This is a genomic window from Pedosphaera parvula Ellin514 (assembly GCF_000172555.1).
In the GTDB taxonomy this organism is placed as follows: Bacteria; Verrucomicrobiota; Verrucomicrobiia; order Limisphaerales; family Pedosphaeraceae; genus Pedosphaera.
This window is the reverse complement of the sequence record NZ_ABOX02000001.1, coordinates 238,695-255,254: the sequence shown is the minus strand read 5'-3', so window position 1 is coordinate 255,254 and position 16,560 is coordinate 238,695. Positions and strand designations below refer to the sequence as shown.

Genomic DNA, 16,560 nt, shown 5'->3' with positions numbered 1-16,560 from the left:
CTTCAATTCTTCACTTCATGCTCTCCCGCCATTAACAGACAAATGCTTCTCACAAACGCATGCTCAACTGGCTTGGGTTCGAGTCTGAATCATGCCTGAAATGCCCCCTCCTGAATATCGTCCAAAGCGAGGATACAGGTGCTTGGGAGGACAACCAAGGATGGCTTGCTTCCGCTTCGAACCTTCTTTTGCTTGCCTTATCGAAATGCTCGTTGCCTTGCCCCCTCAAAATCTGCCATTATAAAACTTAATTGTTGTAATCGTGACGAACCGTCTGCTCATTTTCACCCTGCTGCTTTGCGGTTTGTTTACACAAACTGTTGTCTTGGCGGAACCGGGCGATGTTGAAACGAAGCACGATTACCTGATCCACGCCTGGCAGACCGACAAAGGACTGCCCCAAAACTGGGTTTCCAGCATCGCACAGACACCAGACGGCTATCTCTGGGTAGGTACGCGTTATGGTGGTCTCGCCCGCTTCGATGGCGCGCGCTTTGTTTCGTTCAACCAGCAAAATACCGAGGAATTGAGAGATGTTCAGGTGGAACATCTAAGCGTGGATGAAAGCGGGCGTCTCTGGATCCTCATGGGCAACGAATCCGTGACGGCCTTTCAGCATGGCCGCTTCCAATTGTTTCGCCCCCCCCGAATCGAGCCGCATCTGCGCCTGGCAGAGGCTCTTTGCGTGCGCTCCAATTCCATATTGTTCGCGGGAGAGCAGGCATATTTAGGAAAACTCGATCTCTCGACAGGCAGCCGATGGGAGTTGCTTGATCCAAGGCCCATGATGGAACCTGATCCCCTAACCTTTTCGCTGGATCATGATGGGGCTGTGTGGTTCATCACCCAGGGCAAACGTCTCGGATGCTTTTCCAGCAATCATTTTGATTTCGTTTCTCAAGGATTGCCCGAGACATCTGCAGTCGCATTGGCAAGGGATGCCACCCGTCAAATCTGGGTTGCCACCCCTCATCATCTAATGACTCGAGATGGAAATGACTTTGTTGATCGCACGCCTACAAACGGTCCTACGCCGGAGAAAATCCTCCAAATCTCATTCAGCCGTGATGGTGGACTTTGGGTTCTGGAAAAAAAACGGTTGCGCAAATTTCTCAATGACCGATGGGCAGTTGAAATCCAATCAGAAGAATTGCTGGACAGCATCACCTCCGGCACCTTCAGCCTCCACGGCGATGCCCGGGGCAATGCGTGGCTGGTGGCCAACGGACGTGGCTTGTTGCATTGCAAATCCGACGGCACTGCACATTTGTTGACTGAAAGATCTGGCCTGCCCAGCAGGTTTATCACTTGCTGGTTTCAGGACGCAGAGGGTGATATCTGGATCGGGCTGCATGGTGGCGGTATTGCGCAAATCCGCGAACGCTTCTTCCGCGCCTTGGGCCAGGGGGATGGCTTGCCAGATAAAGTGGTCAGTTCGGTTTGTGTGGATGCAGATGGTGCTCTCTGGACAGGCACCATGTCGGGTGAATTGGCTCGGTGGAAAAATGGCAGGTTCGTGAAAGCCTTTTTGCCCGCCTCGGAAAATGATCCGAATGAGAGCGTCACCGTTTTCCCGGCCACCGACGGGGGTGTTTGGATCGGAACTCTGAATCACGGCCTTATGCAATTTCGAGATGGCAAAATTAGCCGTCCTCAAGCATCGTTCGGAAACATCCGGGTTTTATTCAACGATAGCCACGAACGGTTATGGATCGGCCAATTGACCGGCCTCTATTGCTTTGACCATGGCACAGTCAAGCAATACGGTTCAGCCGAAGGATTCGTCGATCTGCATGCGGTTGGCGACATTGCGGAAGATGCCTCAGGTGCCCTCTGGATCGGCACAGGTCCTGGCGAACTTTGGAAATACTTTGAGGGCAAATTCACCCGATTTACACCGCCGACAGATTGGCCGGCTGTTCGATTCTCGGCAGTCATGCCGGACACAAACGGGGCCGTCTGGATCGGCACGCTCGGAGGGGGATTACTGCGATTTAGTAACGGACACTTTACGCGCTGCCTTAAGACCGACGGACTGCCTGACAACAACGTTTCGCAACTGCTCGACAGTCACGATGGCTATTTGTGGGGCGGAACCTATGCCGGCATCTTCAGGGTGAGTAGGAATGCCTTGGAATCTGTGATAGCCGGAAAGGAGAGCAACTTGCGCTGTCGGGTGTATGGACAGTTTGACGGCCTGCCAGCGTTGGAATGTTCCAGCGGATTCCAGCCGTCCTGCTGGCGCTCAACGAATGGCAAGCTCTGGTTCTCCACCGCAAACGGAGTGGCGTCGGTTGATCCGTTGACATCGGTTCCCAATCAAAATCCACCCACCGTCATCATCGAGGACATGCTCGTGGACGGCAGACTGATGGATGTTCCCCCTCACATTGGGGCTCCACTAAAAACACTAAAATCAACAGTCCCCGTAATAATACCGCCCGGCCGGCACTATGTGCAATTTCGCTACACTGGCTTGAATTTTGCCGCTCCTGATGGTGTGCGCTTCCGCGTGAAACTCGAAGGCGGCGACGATAAATGGCAACTTACTGACGGACAGCGCCTGATCGGTTACGGCCCTTTGCAACCCGGGAACTATCATTTTCGTGTAGCCGCCTGCAACAACGATGGCATCTGGAATGAGGAAGGCGATACGCTGGCGTTCACGGTAATGCCGTATTTCTGGGAAACGTGGTGGTTTAAGGCCTTCCTGGGTATGGTAACATTTGCAACGCTTGGATTCGTTGTTGCCCTGGTCCAGCGCCAAAGATTCCAGCGCAGATTGGAGGGTGTGCAACGTCAGCGTGAAATGGAACAAGAACGTGCCCGAATCGCACGCGATCTCCACGATGATCTCGGCACCAGCCTGACACGAATCAGCATGTTAAGCGCACTCGCCAATCGTGAGAAAACAACTTCGGAGGAAGCAAAGGAACTCATCCAGCAGGTTCGCGGTTGCGCACGTGAAATGGTGATCGCACTGGACGAAATTGTCTGGGCCGTGAACCCTAAAAACGATTCACTTCCCGGATTGGTCAGTTATCTCGGCCACTTTGCCGAGGAGTTTTATCGGCCTACGGATATCCGTTTTCGCATGGATATTCCATCGCAGTTGCCCACCCTGCCTCTCTCCACTGAATCGCGTCACAATTTGTTCCTGGCCTTCAAGGAAGCCATTAATAATGTCGCCCGCCATTCCAGTGCCACGCAGGTTTGTATGCGCGTTAAAATTCTCGCGTCCGAATTTGTCATTCAGGTGGAAGACAACGGACACGGCTTTGAAATTCAAAACGGCCAGAGTTCTCAAACAGGCAATGGTCTGTTCAACATGAAGCGACGCTTGGAGCAGATTGGAGGACGCGCAGAAGTTCAAAGCGCACCCTCGACTGGAACCGTCATAACTTTTCAGGCCCCCCTAGGGAATATTTGATGCCTTAAATCAGGTTGGGCCTGCAGTCCCTCAGGATTACGCCCCGGCATTCGGCATCAGTTCGCCACCTCAGCCAACACGCGGAGGAACAATTTGTTTATTCCCACGAAGGCGGAAGACGGCAGTTGCAACGTCACAACTTCGTAACCGGGATAATCTTCGTTGGTGGATACGCCGACTTGAGTCGGAGTGATTTCCGTCCAAGAACTAAAATCTTGCGATGCGAAATAGCGATATCTCAAACCGTAGTTTGCTGCGTTGATCAATCGCTGAAAGGTAAATTGAAAATCATGCGTGGCCGTGACCTGGACCCCTTTCAGGCTGGCGATGAACGGATCTGCTGCCGCCGGGTCGCCGCCAAATGCCCACTCCGCAAAGTTGGTCACGCCATCGCCATCCGGATCTGCGTTGGGAGCTGCGTTCGTGCCGGACTGGCCATGTTGCATCGCATAATTAATGGGTAAACCGGTGCTCAAAGGCAGCTTGCGGATGGCGAGATTGTCCATCTGCGTGTAATTCGAGGCGCGCGCGCTCAAGCCAATATAGTCACTGTTATTCCGGTCCCACTTGAATGTGCGACTCATGGAATTGGTATCCGCCGTGTTGATGTCCACCTGCAGGCCGTTGAAGAATACATTGACCGTCACGCTATCATTCGTAGTGAATCCCGTGCAGGCAAAGCTGGCCGTCAAGGTTCCGTAAGCTTGTCCAACCGAAACCGTGTCCAGCAGCGTGCCGTTGTTCCAAACCTTGATGTTGCCATTCAGATCCAGCTCTATGAAGAAATCGGAAACTCCCAAGTTGGAATTGCCTTGTTCGCCACGGAAAATGATGCCGGTAAGTGCGCCCACATCCCCTCCAGCAGCAGCCTCTGCCTGAGACATGCCCACACCAAAACCGACGTAGCGGTTCGCCGAATCCGAACTGTCCGTGTTAATTTCCTGAACAGTCAATTCTACGCTGAAGCCACCGGCATCAATAATGTCCTGCCCAACGAAGTTGTGTATGATTCCGTTTTCGCTCATGCCCACGCCCACCGCCATTTGAAGAGTATTGTTCAGAATCTGGATGGAGGTCGGCAACCCGCTCCCCTCAAAGCCCTCATAATAGGCCGCATTTGCTCCGATCGGCGGCACACGAGTACCCCACATTCCCGACGCGCTGGCATCAATGTTCGTGGTGTCTGGACGGTTGAACGTATCCACAAAAAGATCGTTCGCATTGGTTGCCGGCACGACTGGAACGAACAACTGGCTTGGATTGACAAAGCGACTGGATGGCACTCCGACTCGTGCGGCCCAGGTGTTCCAATTGGTCACCATCTGACCAAGTAATACCGGCTCAGCACTGGCCACGTTGGTTAGTTCAGTCGGGTCCTTGCTCAAATCGTAAAGTTCCAACTCATCGGTGGGAGTGCTCCCGTCAAAGGAGGCAAAATTCTTTGTTACAAACTTCCAACTGCCGCTGATCCACGCACGATTGCCTTCGTGCTCGAAGCCCAGTGTGCGCGAGATTTCATTGGTGCTATTGAACAGCGGTTTTAAACTTTTTCCTTCCAGCGGCAGGACGACGTGGCTGTTAAACTGCGTCGGATAACTCACGCCGGTCACATCCACAATTGTGGACATGATGTCAATGAGATGACCGGGCTGATCTTCCCACTGGTTCGTGCGTGAGAGACCTTCCGGCCAGTGAACAATCATCGGCGTGCGAATTCCACCCTCATGATCGAAGTGCTTGAACAACCGGAAGGGCGTATTGTTAACATGCGCCCACCCCCCACCCAAATAAATGATCGGCTGGCCATTCAACCCCATGTTCGCCAATGAGGAGCCCGTCAAGGGTGTTGGATTTGGCACTCCGCCGGTTTCACCAAACACGCTGCCTTCAAAGTTCCCACCATTGTCTGACAGTGCAATAATCAGTGTGTTGTCAAGCTGGCCAGCCGCGCGCAACCGTTCCACCACACGACCGATGTTCTGATCCATCTTCTGCACCATCGCCGCGTAAATCGCCATGCGCCGGGTCAAGTCTGCCTGTCGGTCTGCGGCCAACGTGTTCCAATCCGGAATGGCCTCCGTTGGGATCGAGCCCCATGGAGCGGTTCCTTCGTTTGGTGACAGCAGATTACGTCCATCCAGCACGCCCTGCGCGAGCATGTTGGTGAAACGTGCGTTGCGAACGGCATCCCAGCCGACAGAGTAAACGGGCACATTCGTGTTTACCCAGTCTTGCGGCGCCTGTATCGGGAAATGCGCGGAGCCGAAAGCCATGTAAAGCAGGAAGGGTTTATCGTTCGTGTGAACTTGCAGAGCATTGTTCACGAAATCCAGGCTGTAATCGCCAATGGCATCCGGCTGGTAAAACTGACCCGGACCATAGATGCGATTGGTGATTTCACCATTCGAAGCAGCCAAGGTATAAGCATTGGTGCTCCAAGTATCCTCGCTATGATCGGTGCCACTCACATATCGCCAGACTTGTTGAAAACCGCGTGACTCCCGGCAGCAACGCCCCGTTGCCGAGATGCCATTTGCCTGCCATGTAAGTGCGATAGCCATTGGTTCCCAGCAACTCCGCGACCGTAACGTTATTGTCATTCCGCAAATTGGGTAACGCCTGGGATGGATCTACCGCAACCTGGTGCGTGTAAAGCCCGGTGAGCATGGAACAACGCGTCGGACTGCAGCGTGCGCAGTTGTAAAATTGACGAAAGCGCAAGCCTTCTGACGCAAGTCGGTCCAGATTTGGTGTTGAAATTTCGCTGCCGTAACAGCTCCAATCGGAAAAGCCTTGATCGTCCGCGAGAATTAACACGATGTTTGGCGGAGTCCGCGTGAACGTGACCGCGTAATCCTTGGTTATGGAGTTGTCCGGCGCGGTGACCTGCACGTCAATCACGTTCAGTCCGGACTTGAGCGCAATGGTGCTGGGTACCCCGGACGAAACGAAATTCGTGACCTCGTTGCAGATCACACGAATGGTCGCATTCGCATTCGCGCTGATCGACGTAAGCACGATCGCGCTGTTGCTGTAAGCCGCGCTTGAAGTGTAACTGAGAATGTTCGAACTGAAAGCCGGTGATAACGTGCCAGCACTCAACGTCAGCCCGATCAAATCTGCCGGTGTCGCCACGATGGGAACCGCAATAATTCCAACTGTTCCATCGATCGCAAGTCTGTTCGTCCATCCAAGTCCTACCCCGGGGCTTGATGGGGAAAACGAAACCAGTTCACCGTTCAACAATGGCTTGCTAAAGAATTGGAAACTGTCACCGGCTACAAAACCGGGTCCTAGATTGGTAATCATCACCATGCTGGTGGCACTAGTCGTGAGCGTGCCGTTGACTTGAACAAAATCGTTCGTTGCCGCCTGTGATTTGTCTACCTCCAGATAAATGTTCCCAGACAGCATCAGGTTATTTTGCAAAGTGATGGCCCCGACTGAACCTCCCGGAGAAAAAGTTGCGCCAGACAGCACCGTAACCGGTCCGGCGATGCTGCCGGTTCCACCCAGAACCCCGTCAACCACATTGACAAGCCCGGAGCCGTTATTCTTTCCATTGATGGTCAACGTTCCATCGCTGACAATTGTGGTGCCGGCATAAGTGTTCGTTCCACTCAAAGTCAGCGCGCCAGCTCCAAGTTTCGTCAAGGCTCCATTGCCTGCAAGCGACTGGCCAATCGTAACGTCGAAATTCGTCGTGTCGATGATCGCTCCGCCGCTTTGCACGTTTGCTGTTAGAAGTCCCTGAAGGAATGTGGTGGAGCTCGCCGTCGGCTTCAGCACACCGCCATTAAAATTAAAAACCGCATTCGTTGCATTGGCATTACCTTGTTTCACCTGGGAAATCCACAGCGTGCCACCGTTGAAATTATAAGTGCCATCACCGTTCGCCACGCCGCCAATTGCCAAAGTGTTGGCACTCCCCGCGCTGCCCCATACCAGGCCGCCATTCTGGTTGAATACCCCTTTTGCACCGGCCACGTTATCACCAACAAAAATGGTCGCTGCGCCATACAACTCCAGCATGCCGGAACTCATGTCCATCCGGCTGATGCCGCCCGCCGCACCCGCCGCACCAAAGCCCGTGCCGTTGTTGCCCATGCGGAAATTTCCGCCCCCGCCGATGCGCAATGTGCCGTTGTTTGTGAGTTGCACCGCAGCCGTCCATCCCACTTGAGGCTTGAAACGGAAACCATCGTTGTTCGCCTGCACGAAGCCACCGTCAACAATGACCGTGCCGCGAAACAAATCCATGCCACGTTCGCTTTTTGCCGTGCCGGTGAAACGCAACACACCGTCGTTGGTCATGCCTACCCAGCCGGCGCTTGTGCCGGTAGGAGCGGTATTGGTGATAGTGCCCGTCAGGCGCAGTTCAGAATTGGGGGCAATGGACCAATATTTGGCGGCGGGAGTGATGACGAGATCGTTGGCTACGATGTTCGTCCCAGCGATATTGGTGAGGATGCCTGCAGTGGACGGGTTCAATGTGACCAGGTTGCCGTTGAGGTTAAATCCACCACCGGCGAAACGCACCGTGCCAACCGCGAGATTGCTGATGTCGTTGGAGTTGTTCGGTCGGGTCGTACCGACGAAAATCAAATTATCATTGTTGATTGGCGCCATGCCACCCCAGTTCGCCGGAGCACTCCAATTGTTGTTAACGCCGCCGCCGGTCCAAGTCTTGTCGGCGGCTCGAATCTGGGAATGCAAAAAACCAAACAGAATTACACCAAACGCTAAGGAACAAATACTTTTTCTGAAGTTCACAAAATGAATAAATTGGAAAAGCTGAGAAACGTTTGTTCTTTCAAAATCTTTTATTCAGATAACCAACCACTCTAATCGCCACCAGCCTAACTGGTCCGCAACCACCAACAACACCTCTGTGAGAGTGAAAGCACCTTGGTCGTGACTAACATGCAACCTTGTTCAAGCTTTCCCAATTCATGGGCTGCGTTTTACATTAGGTCAGCCCGCACAAGCCGTCCATCGTCCGAAGCGAGGATAGTGCATTAAAAATCTCAAATTATTTGCGAGCGTTTTCTTGCCACAAGAGTAATCTGTCACCCTCTTTTTGTGCCCGCGGAAGAGAATCAAATGTCGAGAAGCCAAGTCTCTGTTGGCCAACTTGATCGTCAGTGCCAAAATTTACGTGATGGCAGCTGCATTGCGTTTCAATCGCCCGTTGGTTGGAGATGCCGTTGGACGCGTTCCCTGGAGTAATGCAAGCATTCGTGAATTATGGTTCGCCTACGTGTAGCTTTTTAATTTAATACACAAAGCCGTCCAATGCACCGAACCTCTCCGAGATACTCCTGCGCGGTGTGAACCGCTAGACACCTCTCTTTGCTGGATGATCGAACGCAACTTGTTCATACCACAACCGTCATCACCTTCCCCCTGATTGATGGAAACAACACTCTTTATATCAGGGCAAGTGACGGGAACCTTTATGCGCTTACGAACGGCGGCAAGATCAAATGGGTTTTCAGTGCTGGAAGCTCCATTGACTCAGCAGCGCCAACGGCACCCTCCACCTCCCCGACAACAGCGGATTAAGCAATCGCTTTTGTAAAGTGTCTCCCCCCCTGAAAATGGAAACCAAGGCTCGGGAATTGGCACGGCAGTTTCTGGACCTGAAGCATTGCAAGGGGGATTGGAAATAGACGTCCGATCACCCTCGCCACGAATCAAAGTGGCTGTAATCGAAGCGGAGGGTAACTCTGCGATTATTTAAGGTGGCTTCGATTCCAGCATTTACCGCTCGGCCAGCCTTTATCCAGCTTTTGATTGTATCGGGACTGGCGGTCTTGTAGCGGTTTTGGGGCCGCAAGTTTTTCCAATTCAGTTCGAGCGAAGAAACTTTGGCATCATTACCAAATTGAATTGTCAATCCATCATTGCCATGTATTTGGATACTATCAACCTGGCGATGGATAATGAGTCCTCGTACATTAACCACTTGGCCGATTTGACGCCCTCCCTTCTTGTCAAAGCTCGTCGTAGTTCCTTCGATGCGAGGCCTTGGTTTTGCCACAAGCTGATTGGTATCCCCTCCGAGTTGGCGGACGTAATCCACCGCTAATCGGTCAGCCTCCTCGAAGGTAAGCACTCCATGAACGGGAGTTCCTTCCGCGCGCCCGTTGCAGTAGCTGATCACCCCCGGTCCTGATATGAGCTTTAGAAACCGGGTCATCTCTCCACGCTCCCGACGGTCTTAAAAGTGGATTACTCCCTTATCTGTCACGGGAATTAGGTTTGTTGGCTTGAAGGAGCCAAGTGCCATGGCATTGGAAACCACGCCCTTAGAAAAACTCTGTGGAACCGTCTTGTAAACCATCAGGCTTGGGGGAAGCCCGTTGGTGGCGGCCCAAGTGATCGGTGCGCTGGTATGATATACCTCCCCCTCCAGCCGGGTGAATCGGCAAACGAAGGGGAGGCAATATTCATTGCCAGCACCACTATGGCTAATACGAAATGCTTCATGGCGTCGGCGTAAAAATGATAACGCGATCAATGTTGTAAGCCGCGTCTGGGTCAGCGCCTTCGGTAACGGTGACATTTTTGAAGTTGAGGTTTGTTTGGCCGAACGTAGATACGGCTGCCAGCATTGCTATGATGGAGATTACTCCCCGTCTGATTCTCATTGGGTCTATAAGGTTACTTCTATTTACAACCTTGAGCGGGAGAGTTTGGTCGGCTCGCACTCGAAGTCAATGTTTGTTTCTGTTACACTGCATTTCTTTTAATACGTTCTGAAAGAAGCGAATCTTTCAAAAAATTTCATTTATTTGTTCAGCCGGGTCTTCCCAGTGACACGGGCGGACAACTGCCTTAAAATGCTCCTCTTGATCTTGAGCACATTGAAGGGACGGCATCGGTTGAGCTCCTCGGATCACCGCCTGTGCCGGTCCCGAAAAGGGCTTGGCGGTCTTTTTCAATGATCTGGACGCGGGTCAGGTCCAACCGAACGAAGGTTTCAATGCCGATCGAGCTCTGAGTCAAAAGCTGTTTCGAATATGTCGTAAAACCTGAGACGCGGTGCGGAGTGAGAATCAATTGTCCAAAGGACGGATCTGAGGAAGTAGCAACGCCATTTTCTGAAAGGGTCTGAGGAGTCGAAGCACCGTTTTGGCGGGGGACTGCGACGTCTCCCTCCAGGTTGTCAAAAATTGTGGCACCGCTCTGGGCAACAAGCGGATGGTTGCGCAGCAACTCAATCATGGATTTTCCGAGGACAGATTGCTGCACGGTGAAACCGCCTCCGGAGGCGGAACCGGCCGTCAGGGCTCGTTGAAAGAGTCGGTTGGTTTCCGCCAGGATGGCGATCATGTCCGATTGGCTAAGGGCCTGAGAGACTCGAAAGCTGCGCGTGGTGATGTCGCCGGGAAGATAGAAGCCTTGGGCACCTTTGCCAAGCCGTTTGGCGATCTCATCCGATGCTTCGCGTTCCAGTCCATCCAAGGTATTCGTTCCGCTTGGCGTAGTTGAAAAGGGACATCAGAGCCAATTTAAAATTGTTGTAACTGCGCGCTGACAGATCCAGACCATCTAGGAATGATTTGAGCTGCTCCGCCTCGATCGAGGCGGAGCAGGTAGGAAACTTCTTTTTGAACTTCCCAAGCCGACACTCCAAGTCATCGGTATAACGCTTGCTTTTCTTGTTCTTCGTCCTGGAGTCGATAAACTCCCGAACGACATCTGATACCATTTTGGACGGGAGCTTCGTAGGATGCCGCTTAGCGAAATATTTGGCGGCATCCAGAACCGAATGGCCTCCGAGTACCTCCCAGGCCTTGGCAAACTCAGTGGCGGCCAAATGGAGCGGAATTCCGGTAGGTTTTAAGACCTTCACCGCCTCGACGTAGGCGAACTTGTCATTTTCGGTCAGGGTGAGCGCCGCTGCCTGGCCGGTCGAAAGCTTATTGGCCACTTCCTCGGCCCGTGTCTTTGCATCCTTCGGATCCGCGAACGTCTCCCGCTTGCGGTCGTTCCCCTCGTAATAGACCAGCATGAACCGATCGAGGCATTTATACACCTTTACGGTAACGCTTCCCCGATCGATGACAGCAAACGGCTTGGTGCCGTGCCCTGCGCTTCGGACGTGCTTTCATGTATAAAACATGCGACTTTGTCACGTTCCCGTCACGGAAAACCGCTTTTGAGAAGTGAGAAAGTGGGTTTGCCCCTTTATTTGCAGGCTAAACTAAGTGGCGACCCTAACGGGAATCGAACCCTGAATTTGACTTTTTCCACTTTCAGCCAAATCGTTACCATTTCCTTGATAATATTGGGTATCTTTGACGTTTCCCTTTGTGTTCATCACGAAAACAAACGAAGAAAAAAGAACGCTCTGTGTGCGGAATTGTGCGGAAACAAGCAAATGATTTTATTGGATTCAGGGATGCCGCACTCACAGCCCAATGCGTCCTGGTCTCTGCATTCCTCGTGCCGCCTTGAACCAGTGCCGGATAAACTGAAATGCCGCCCTGATGCATATTGCGACCGTTAGGCTACTCCGTTTGCACGTTTAAAGCCATGAAGCCTCCCCTACGCCGCAGCCAAGAAATGGCAAGTGTGTTTGGACATTGCTCAGGCAATCACCGTCTCAGCCCCCAACCACAGAGCTGAGGCAAGAACAAATAAGTTCCTCCAATAAGTTCCTCCAGCTTGTGTTTCTGGTATTCACCGCCAGAAAGCTAAAGCCTACAACATGGATGAGAAGAGCAATCAATCGCGTGTTGTCTACTTGCAGGGGATTGAGTTGGAGTGCGATCAGGCCAAGGTCTAGAAGGATTTCAAGGATCAGGATTAAACTGAACACTTGTGCGACGAGATTCCAGTCAACCCCTTTGTTTTTGCTGGAACTCGGAACGGGAGATTCCAACCAGCCACCCACCCCTTGCAGGTGTCGCTGGCGGAAGGAGCAGCGGGGGTGCAATTGGGGCCGCGCGCTTGGGGCGTGGCGGCGCAGCTCAACAAACAACATGGGCTGACGGTGCGCAAGACCTGTGCGGTGCTGCGGGAACTCTTCCAGTTGCGGCTCAGTCCGGGCGGTTTGACCCAGGCATTGGCGCGCGTGGCGGGAAAGGTGGAACCAGCCTATGAGAAGCTCCTGGCCCGGCTGCGGGCCGGGCCGTGTGTGCATAGTGATGAGACCAGCTGGTGGGTGGACGGCCCGGGGTATTGGTTGTGGGTCTTTGCCAACCAAAACACCACGGTGTATCAGGTGGCCAAAGGCCGGGGACGCGCCATTGTGGCCCAAGCCCTGGGGGAGGCATTTGCCGGCGTTTTGGTCAGCGACTGCCTGGCCATCTACGAAGACGTCAACCCCCGTCAGCAGAAATGCTACAGCCATCATCTTAAAGCCATCAAACAGGCCGGTGAAGGCCATCCCAGCGCGTGGCTGGACGCAGTGCGCGGACTATTGCTGGAAGCCATGGAAGTAAAGCGTCAACCGCTGGTGGCCGACGAAAAGGCCCGCCGCCGGGCAGAATTGGAAGCCCGGATGCGACAGTTGCTGGCCTTGCCGCGCCCGACCAATCTGGAGGAAAAGGTGCGTGGCCGCCTGGAAAAACAAAAGACCACCTGTTCACCTTTTTGGACGTGGAGGAGGTTGAGGCCACCAATAACCTGGCCGAGCGCCAGTTGTGGCCAGCCGTGATTGCCCGCAAAGTCTCCTGTGGCAATAAAACACCAAAGGGGGCTCACTCTTGGGAAATCCTCACCAGTTTGGCCGCCACGTGCAACGCGCTGAATCCTTCACCCAGCTCGTCAGCCAAGCTGCACTACTCTCATACGCTCGCTAAACACATACGCTCGAATTCAATGAGGGTATTTTATAGTTTATTTTGCGTCAGACTAGTTCGTTTAATTATTTGGCTCAGGGCGGTTTCTATTGGTGACGCATTAGCCATGGTAGGATTTCGGAGCTGCGCCAATTCGCAAAACCAAGTGTTTTTCCGCCGGATTGCGGCGGCATTAAGATGCGTCCGCTGGGATTTTGCCATTGCTGCGGAAACCAATTTGGAGGAATCTGGGATTTGGCGCGATGTTCGATCTAGTTGACTGTCGATCGCCATGAAGCAGGGTGGTTGCCCACACGCTGCGGCTGGTTGGCAGGCAGGGCAGTTGACAAGAATTGATCGTTCGTGAAGCCCATTTTAAGCTCTTTTAATCGGCACCGAGCTTCGAGCTCAGTAGTCGAGCAACACCCTCCCCATAATGTGGTATTCAAGGATTTTTTATCACATGTATAAGCTTTCCGCCAGATAGCCGTGATCGCACTCCCCTAAACAGTTATGAAACGAAATCTATTAGCTAGAAACCTGAAACAATCATTTCTTGCCATCCCCGCCGCCGCATTAATGCTGGGCGCGGCGCAGGCGGGCACCACCGTCGGACTCAACATCCAAGCCTGGACTTATGCTGATGGCGGCGCCGGCTATCAGACAACCGGCTTTCCTGTCACCGCCAAGGCCTTTGGCGTTGATGCAGGCGCCTGGGTTAATACCGAGCCACTCTACGCTTATGCCGCTGTGTCCACCAACATCGTGACGGGGTCACTCACGGTCAATTTGACCGCCCCTAATTCATGGCAATCCGGCATTGGTGCATTAAACGCCGGCTTCGTTCCAGAGGTTGTTACGCCGGGCAATGACGAGGTTACTTGGGGATATCTCGACGACGGCAATGCCACGGGTCAGGCACCGTCTGCCTCTGTCGCTGGCCTGGCCGCCACTTTCCCGAACGGATACGTTATTCAAACCATTGCTGCCAACGGCGGAGTTCAGACTTTCACGGATGTAGTGTTCACTGACGGGGTGACAACAAACACGGCAGCCTACTCCACCTATCAAGCCGGGCTCGGCACCTATGGCACAGGCACGGTTGGCCTCAGCGCACCCAGTGGCGTGTTCACCGGCGACAGCATCAACATCAACCCTCAGCCTAAAACCTCTTCCACCCGTTCCACCCTGGCCGCCTTCATCATCACGGACAAGCCAGTGGTGACCAAAGCGCCGGTCGGTCTCACGGTGAACCAGGGAACTGGCTTCACATTGAGTGCGGGGGTGATCGGCATTGCACCGATCACCTATCAATGGCAGCACGCAGGAACCAACATTTCAGGGGCGACATCGCTGAACTACACCAACCTCAGCGCCGCGCCCAGTGATGCCGGCAATTATACTTTGGTGGCCACCAATCCCTATGGTTCAGGAACCAGTGGGACTGCCACCGTTGGTGTAATCCAGGTGCCGGTGATCACAACGGATTTTGCCGGGATTACGAATACAGTTTACACGGGCTTCAAAACAGTAATGTCGGTTGTGGCCGGCGGTGCCTCTCCTTTGAGCTACCAATGGAAAAAGAACGGCACAGCCATCACGGGCGCCACGAACGCCTCCCTCACAGTCAGCAATCTCACCACGGGACTCGCGGGCTACAGCGTGGTCATCACCAATACTTTCGGCTCTGTCAAAAGCTCGACCAACTATCTTAACGTTGTGGCCGCGCCGGATGCCTACACGATGCAAGTGGGTTCAGACGGTCCAGCTTCATTCTGGCCACTGAATGAGACCACCACCCCGACCGCCTATGACTACGCTGGCTTCGGCCATAACGGGACTCAGACCAATGGTTTGACTCTTGGGGTCGCCAGCCTCCGTCCGCCCACTTATCCCGGTTTCAGCGCAGGAAACACCGTTTACCAGTTCGATGGCAGTAGTGGCTATATCAACTGCGGTACGGCTCCCTCCCTTTCAGGTCCGACGGACTTTACGGTTGAGGCCTGGGTCAACACCACCTCGCCAACATCACAGGCGATCGTGCATCAACGCGACAGTGCCAATTACGTCGGCGCCTACCGAGTGGGCATCAATGCTGACGGCACCGTATATTTCATTCTTTATGGCACCGGCGGGTTTCAATTTTCATTCAATTCCACATTGAAGGTTAATGACGGCAATTGGCATCATGTGGCCACTGTCCGTAGCGGGGCGAATGGCCTTATCTACGTGGACGGTGTTCAGGCGGGTACCGCGTCAGGCGCCGTGCAGGATCTGACCGGCACGCTCAACACTTTCATCGGCCGCAATCAACGTGACAACAACGAATGGTTTGCCGGCATGATGGCCGATGTGGCGATTTACGAGTCCGCCTTGTCGTCGCTCCAGATCGTGAAGCACTATACTGCGGCAAGCGGCGTGACGCTGCAGGTTCATCTGACGACTGGCGGGATGATTCAAGATACCAAGCCTTCCGGCACGCCGCATCACGGCCAGAATAGTGGCGCCACCTGGCTGACCTCTCTTACTGATGCCGCCGGAACACCGGTTACCCGCAATGGAGTTGAGCAGTTTTCCGCTGCCAGCCTCACCAAAATCACAGTGCCTGCGGATCCAGATTTCGATTCTCCCAGCGGCACCATTTCCTTCTGGATGAAAGCGAATGCACCATTGCCCGGAGCGGGCAATGAAGCGGCGACCCTCTTTGACCGCCGCACCACCAACGGCACCTTCATCGCGCTGAACGTTGATGGCTCCATTTACTGGCAGGGCCAGGGCACCAGCCGGAACACGTTTTCCGGCGGGTATCTGCCGGACGACAACTGGCATCACGTCGCCGTGACCTATGGCCAGACCACCAACGACACACTCTCCATTTATGTGGACGGCGTATTGGCCAACTCCGTTCCAGTCACCAACGCCTGGTCATGGCCGACGACACAGCCAATCGAGATAGGTGTTTCTCACGACTCTTACTGGAAAAAATTCGACGGGCAGATGGATGACTTCCGCATTTACAACCGCGTCCTGAACGGTACGGAAATCAGCCAGATCTTTGCCAGCGATGCGCTGGTGGATACGAGCGCCTTGAAACTGCGCTATAACTTCGACGACGGCACCGGCGTAGGAAAGACGGTAACCTGGACATTCGGCAGGCTGGAAAGCTCGCCCACCCTGGGCCCCTCCGCGGTCTGGACGCCAGCGGCGAGCACACCTCCCTTCATGTTTGCACCGACCGATTCGGCCAAATTTTTCCGCGCCGTCCTGCCCTAGTTCGACGCGAAGAACACCTGCCAGGAAAACACGCGGCCGGGAGGCAACTCCCGGCCTTTCTCA

The 16,560-nt window shown here is 53.8% G+C and carries 9 protein-coding genes and 1 pseudogene; 5 read left to right on the top strand and 5 right to left on the bottom strand.

What is annotated here, in order from left to right:
* Window positions 1–262 precede the first annotated feature (262 nt).
* The gene (locus tag CFLAV_RS00950) at window positions 263–3,430 is read left to right on the top strand and encodes a sensor histidine kinase (RefSeq protein ID WP_007412701.1); all 3,168 of its coding nucleotides are present in this window, start codon (window positions 263–265) and stop codon (window positions 3,428–3,430) included.
* Window positions 3,431–3,486: 56 nt separating this feature from the next.
* Here the strand turns inward: CFLAV_RS00950 and CFLAV_RS37780 are convergent.
* Window positions 3,487–7,462, bottom strand: a pseudogene (locus CFLAV_RS37780) (sulfatase-like hydrolase/transferase).
* A 1,320-nt stretch (window positions 7,463–8,782) separates the two neighbouring features.
* Here CFLAV_RS37780 and CFLAV_RS00940 point away from each other — a divergent pair.
* Window positions 8,783–8,995, top strand: a complete 213-nt coding sequence (locus CFLAV_RS00940) for a PQQ-binding-like beta-propeller repeat protein (protein WP_040546361.1) — start codon at window positions 8,783–8,785, stop codon at window positions 8,993–8,995.
* A gap of 115 nt (window positions 8,996–9,110) precedes the next feature.
* Here CFLAV_RS00940 and CFLAV_RS00935 read toward each other — a convergent pair whose 3' ends face one another.
* From CFLAV_RS00935 to CFLAV_RS00925, 4 genes are all read right to left on the bottom strand, one after another.
* Window positions 9,111–9,632, bottom strand: a complete 522-nt coding sequence (locus CFLAV_RS00935) for a hypothetical protein (RefSeq protein WP_007412698.1) — start codon at window positions 9,630–9,632, stop codon at window positions 9,111–9,113.
* A gap of 286 nt (window positions 9,633–9,918) precedes the next feature.
* Window positions 9,919–10,083 carry a hypothetical protein gene (locus CFLAV_RS35340; RefSeq protein WP_160164441.1) on the bottom strand — a complete coding sequence of 55 codons (165 nt, stop codon included), beginning with the start codon at window positions 10,081–10,083 and terminating at the stop codon, window positions 9,919–9,921.
* A 187-nt stretch (window positions 10,084–10,270) separates the two neighbouring features.
* Complete coding sequence (locus tag CFLAV_RS00930) at window positions 10,271–10,900, bottom strand: phage major capsid protein (RefSeq protein WP_007412696.1); 630 nt, start codon at window positions 10,898–10,900, stop codon at window positions 10,271–10,273.
* On the bottom strand, window positions 10,869–11,474 hold the full coding sequence (locus tag CFLAV_RS00925; protein ID WP_150107200.1) for a site-specific integrase: 606 nt from the start codon (window positions 11,472–11,474) through the stop codon (window positions 10,869–10,871). The genes CFLAV_RS00930 and CFLAV_RS00925 overlap by 32 nt, the downstream gene beginning before the upstream one ends.
* Before the next feature lie 786 nt (window positions 11,475–12,260).
* Here CFLAV_RS00925 and CFLAV_RS00915 point away from each other — a divergent pair.
* From CFLAV_RS00915 to CFLAV_RS00910, 3 genes are all read left to right on the top strand, one after another.
* Window positions 12,261–13,100 (top strand): IS66 family transposase, encoded by an 840-nt coding sequence (locus tag CFLAV_RS00915; protein ID WP_083808711.1) that lies wholly within the window; start codon window positions 12,261–12,263, stop codon window positions 13,098–13,100.
* Window positions 13,043–13,504, top strand: a complete 462-nt coding sequence (locus CFLAV_RS37775) for a transposase (protein ID WP_160164440.1) — start codon at window positions 13,043–13,045, stop codon at window positions 13,502–13,504. Before CFLAV_RS00915 ends, CFLAV_RS37775 begins: the two co-directional genes overlap by 58 nt.
* Window positions 13,505–13,737: 233 nt before the next feature.
* Window positions 13,738–16,497, top strand: a complete 2,760-nt coding sequence (locus CFLAV_RS00910; protein WP_007412692.1) for a LamG-like jellyroll fold domain-containing protein — start codon at window positions 13,738–13,740, stop codon at window positions 16,495–16,497.
* The last annotated feature ends 63 nt before the right edge of the window (window positions 16,498–16,560 follow it).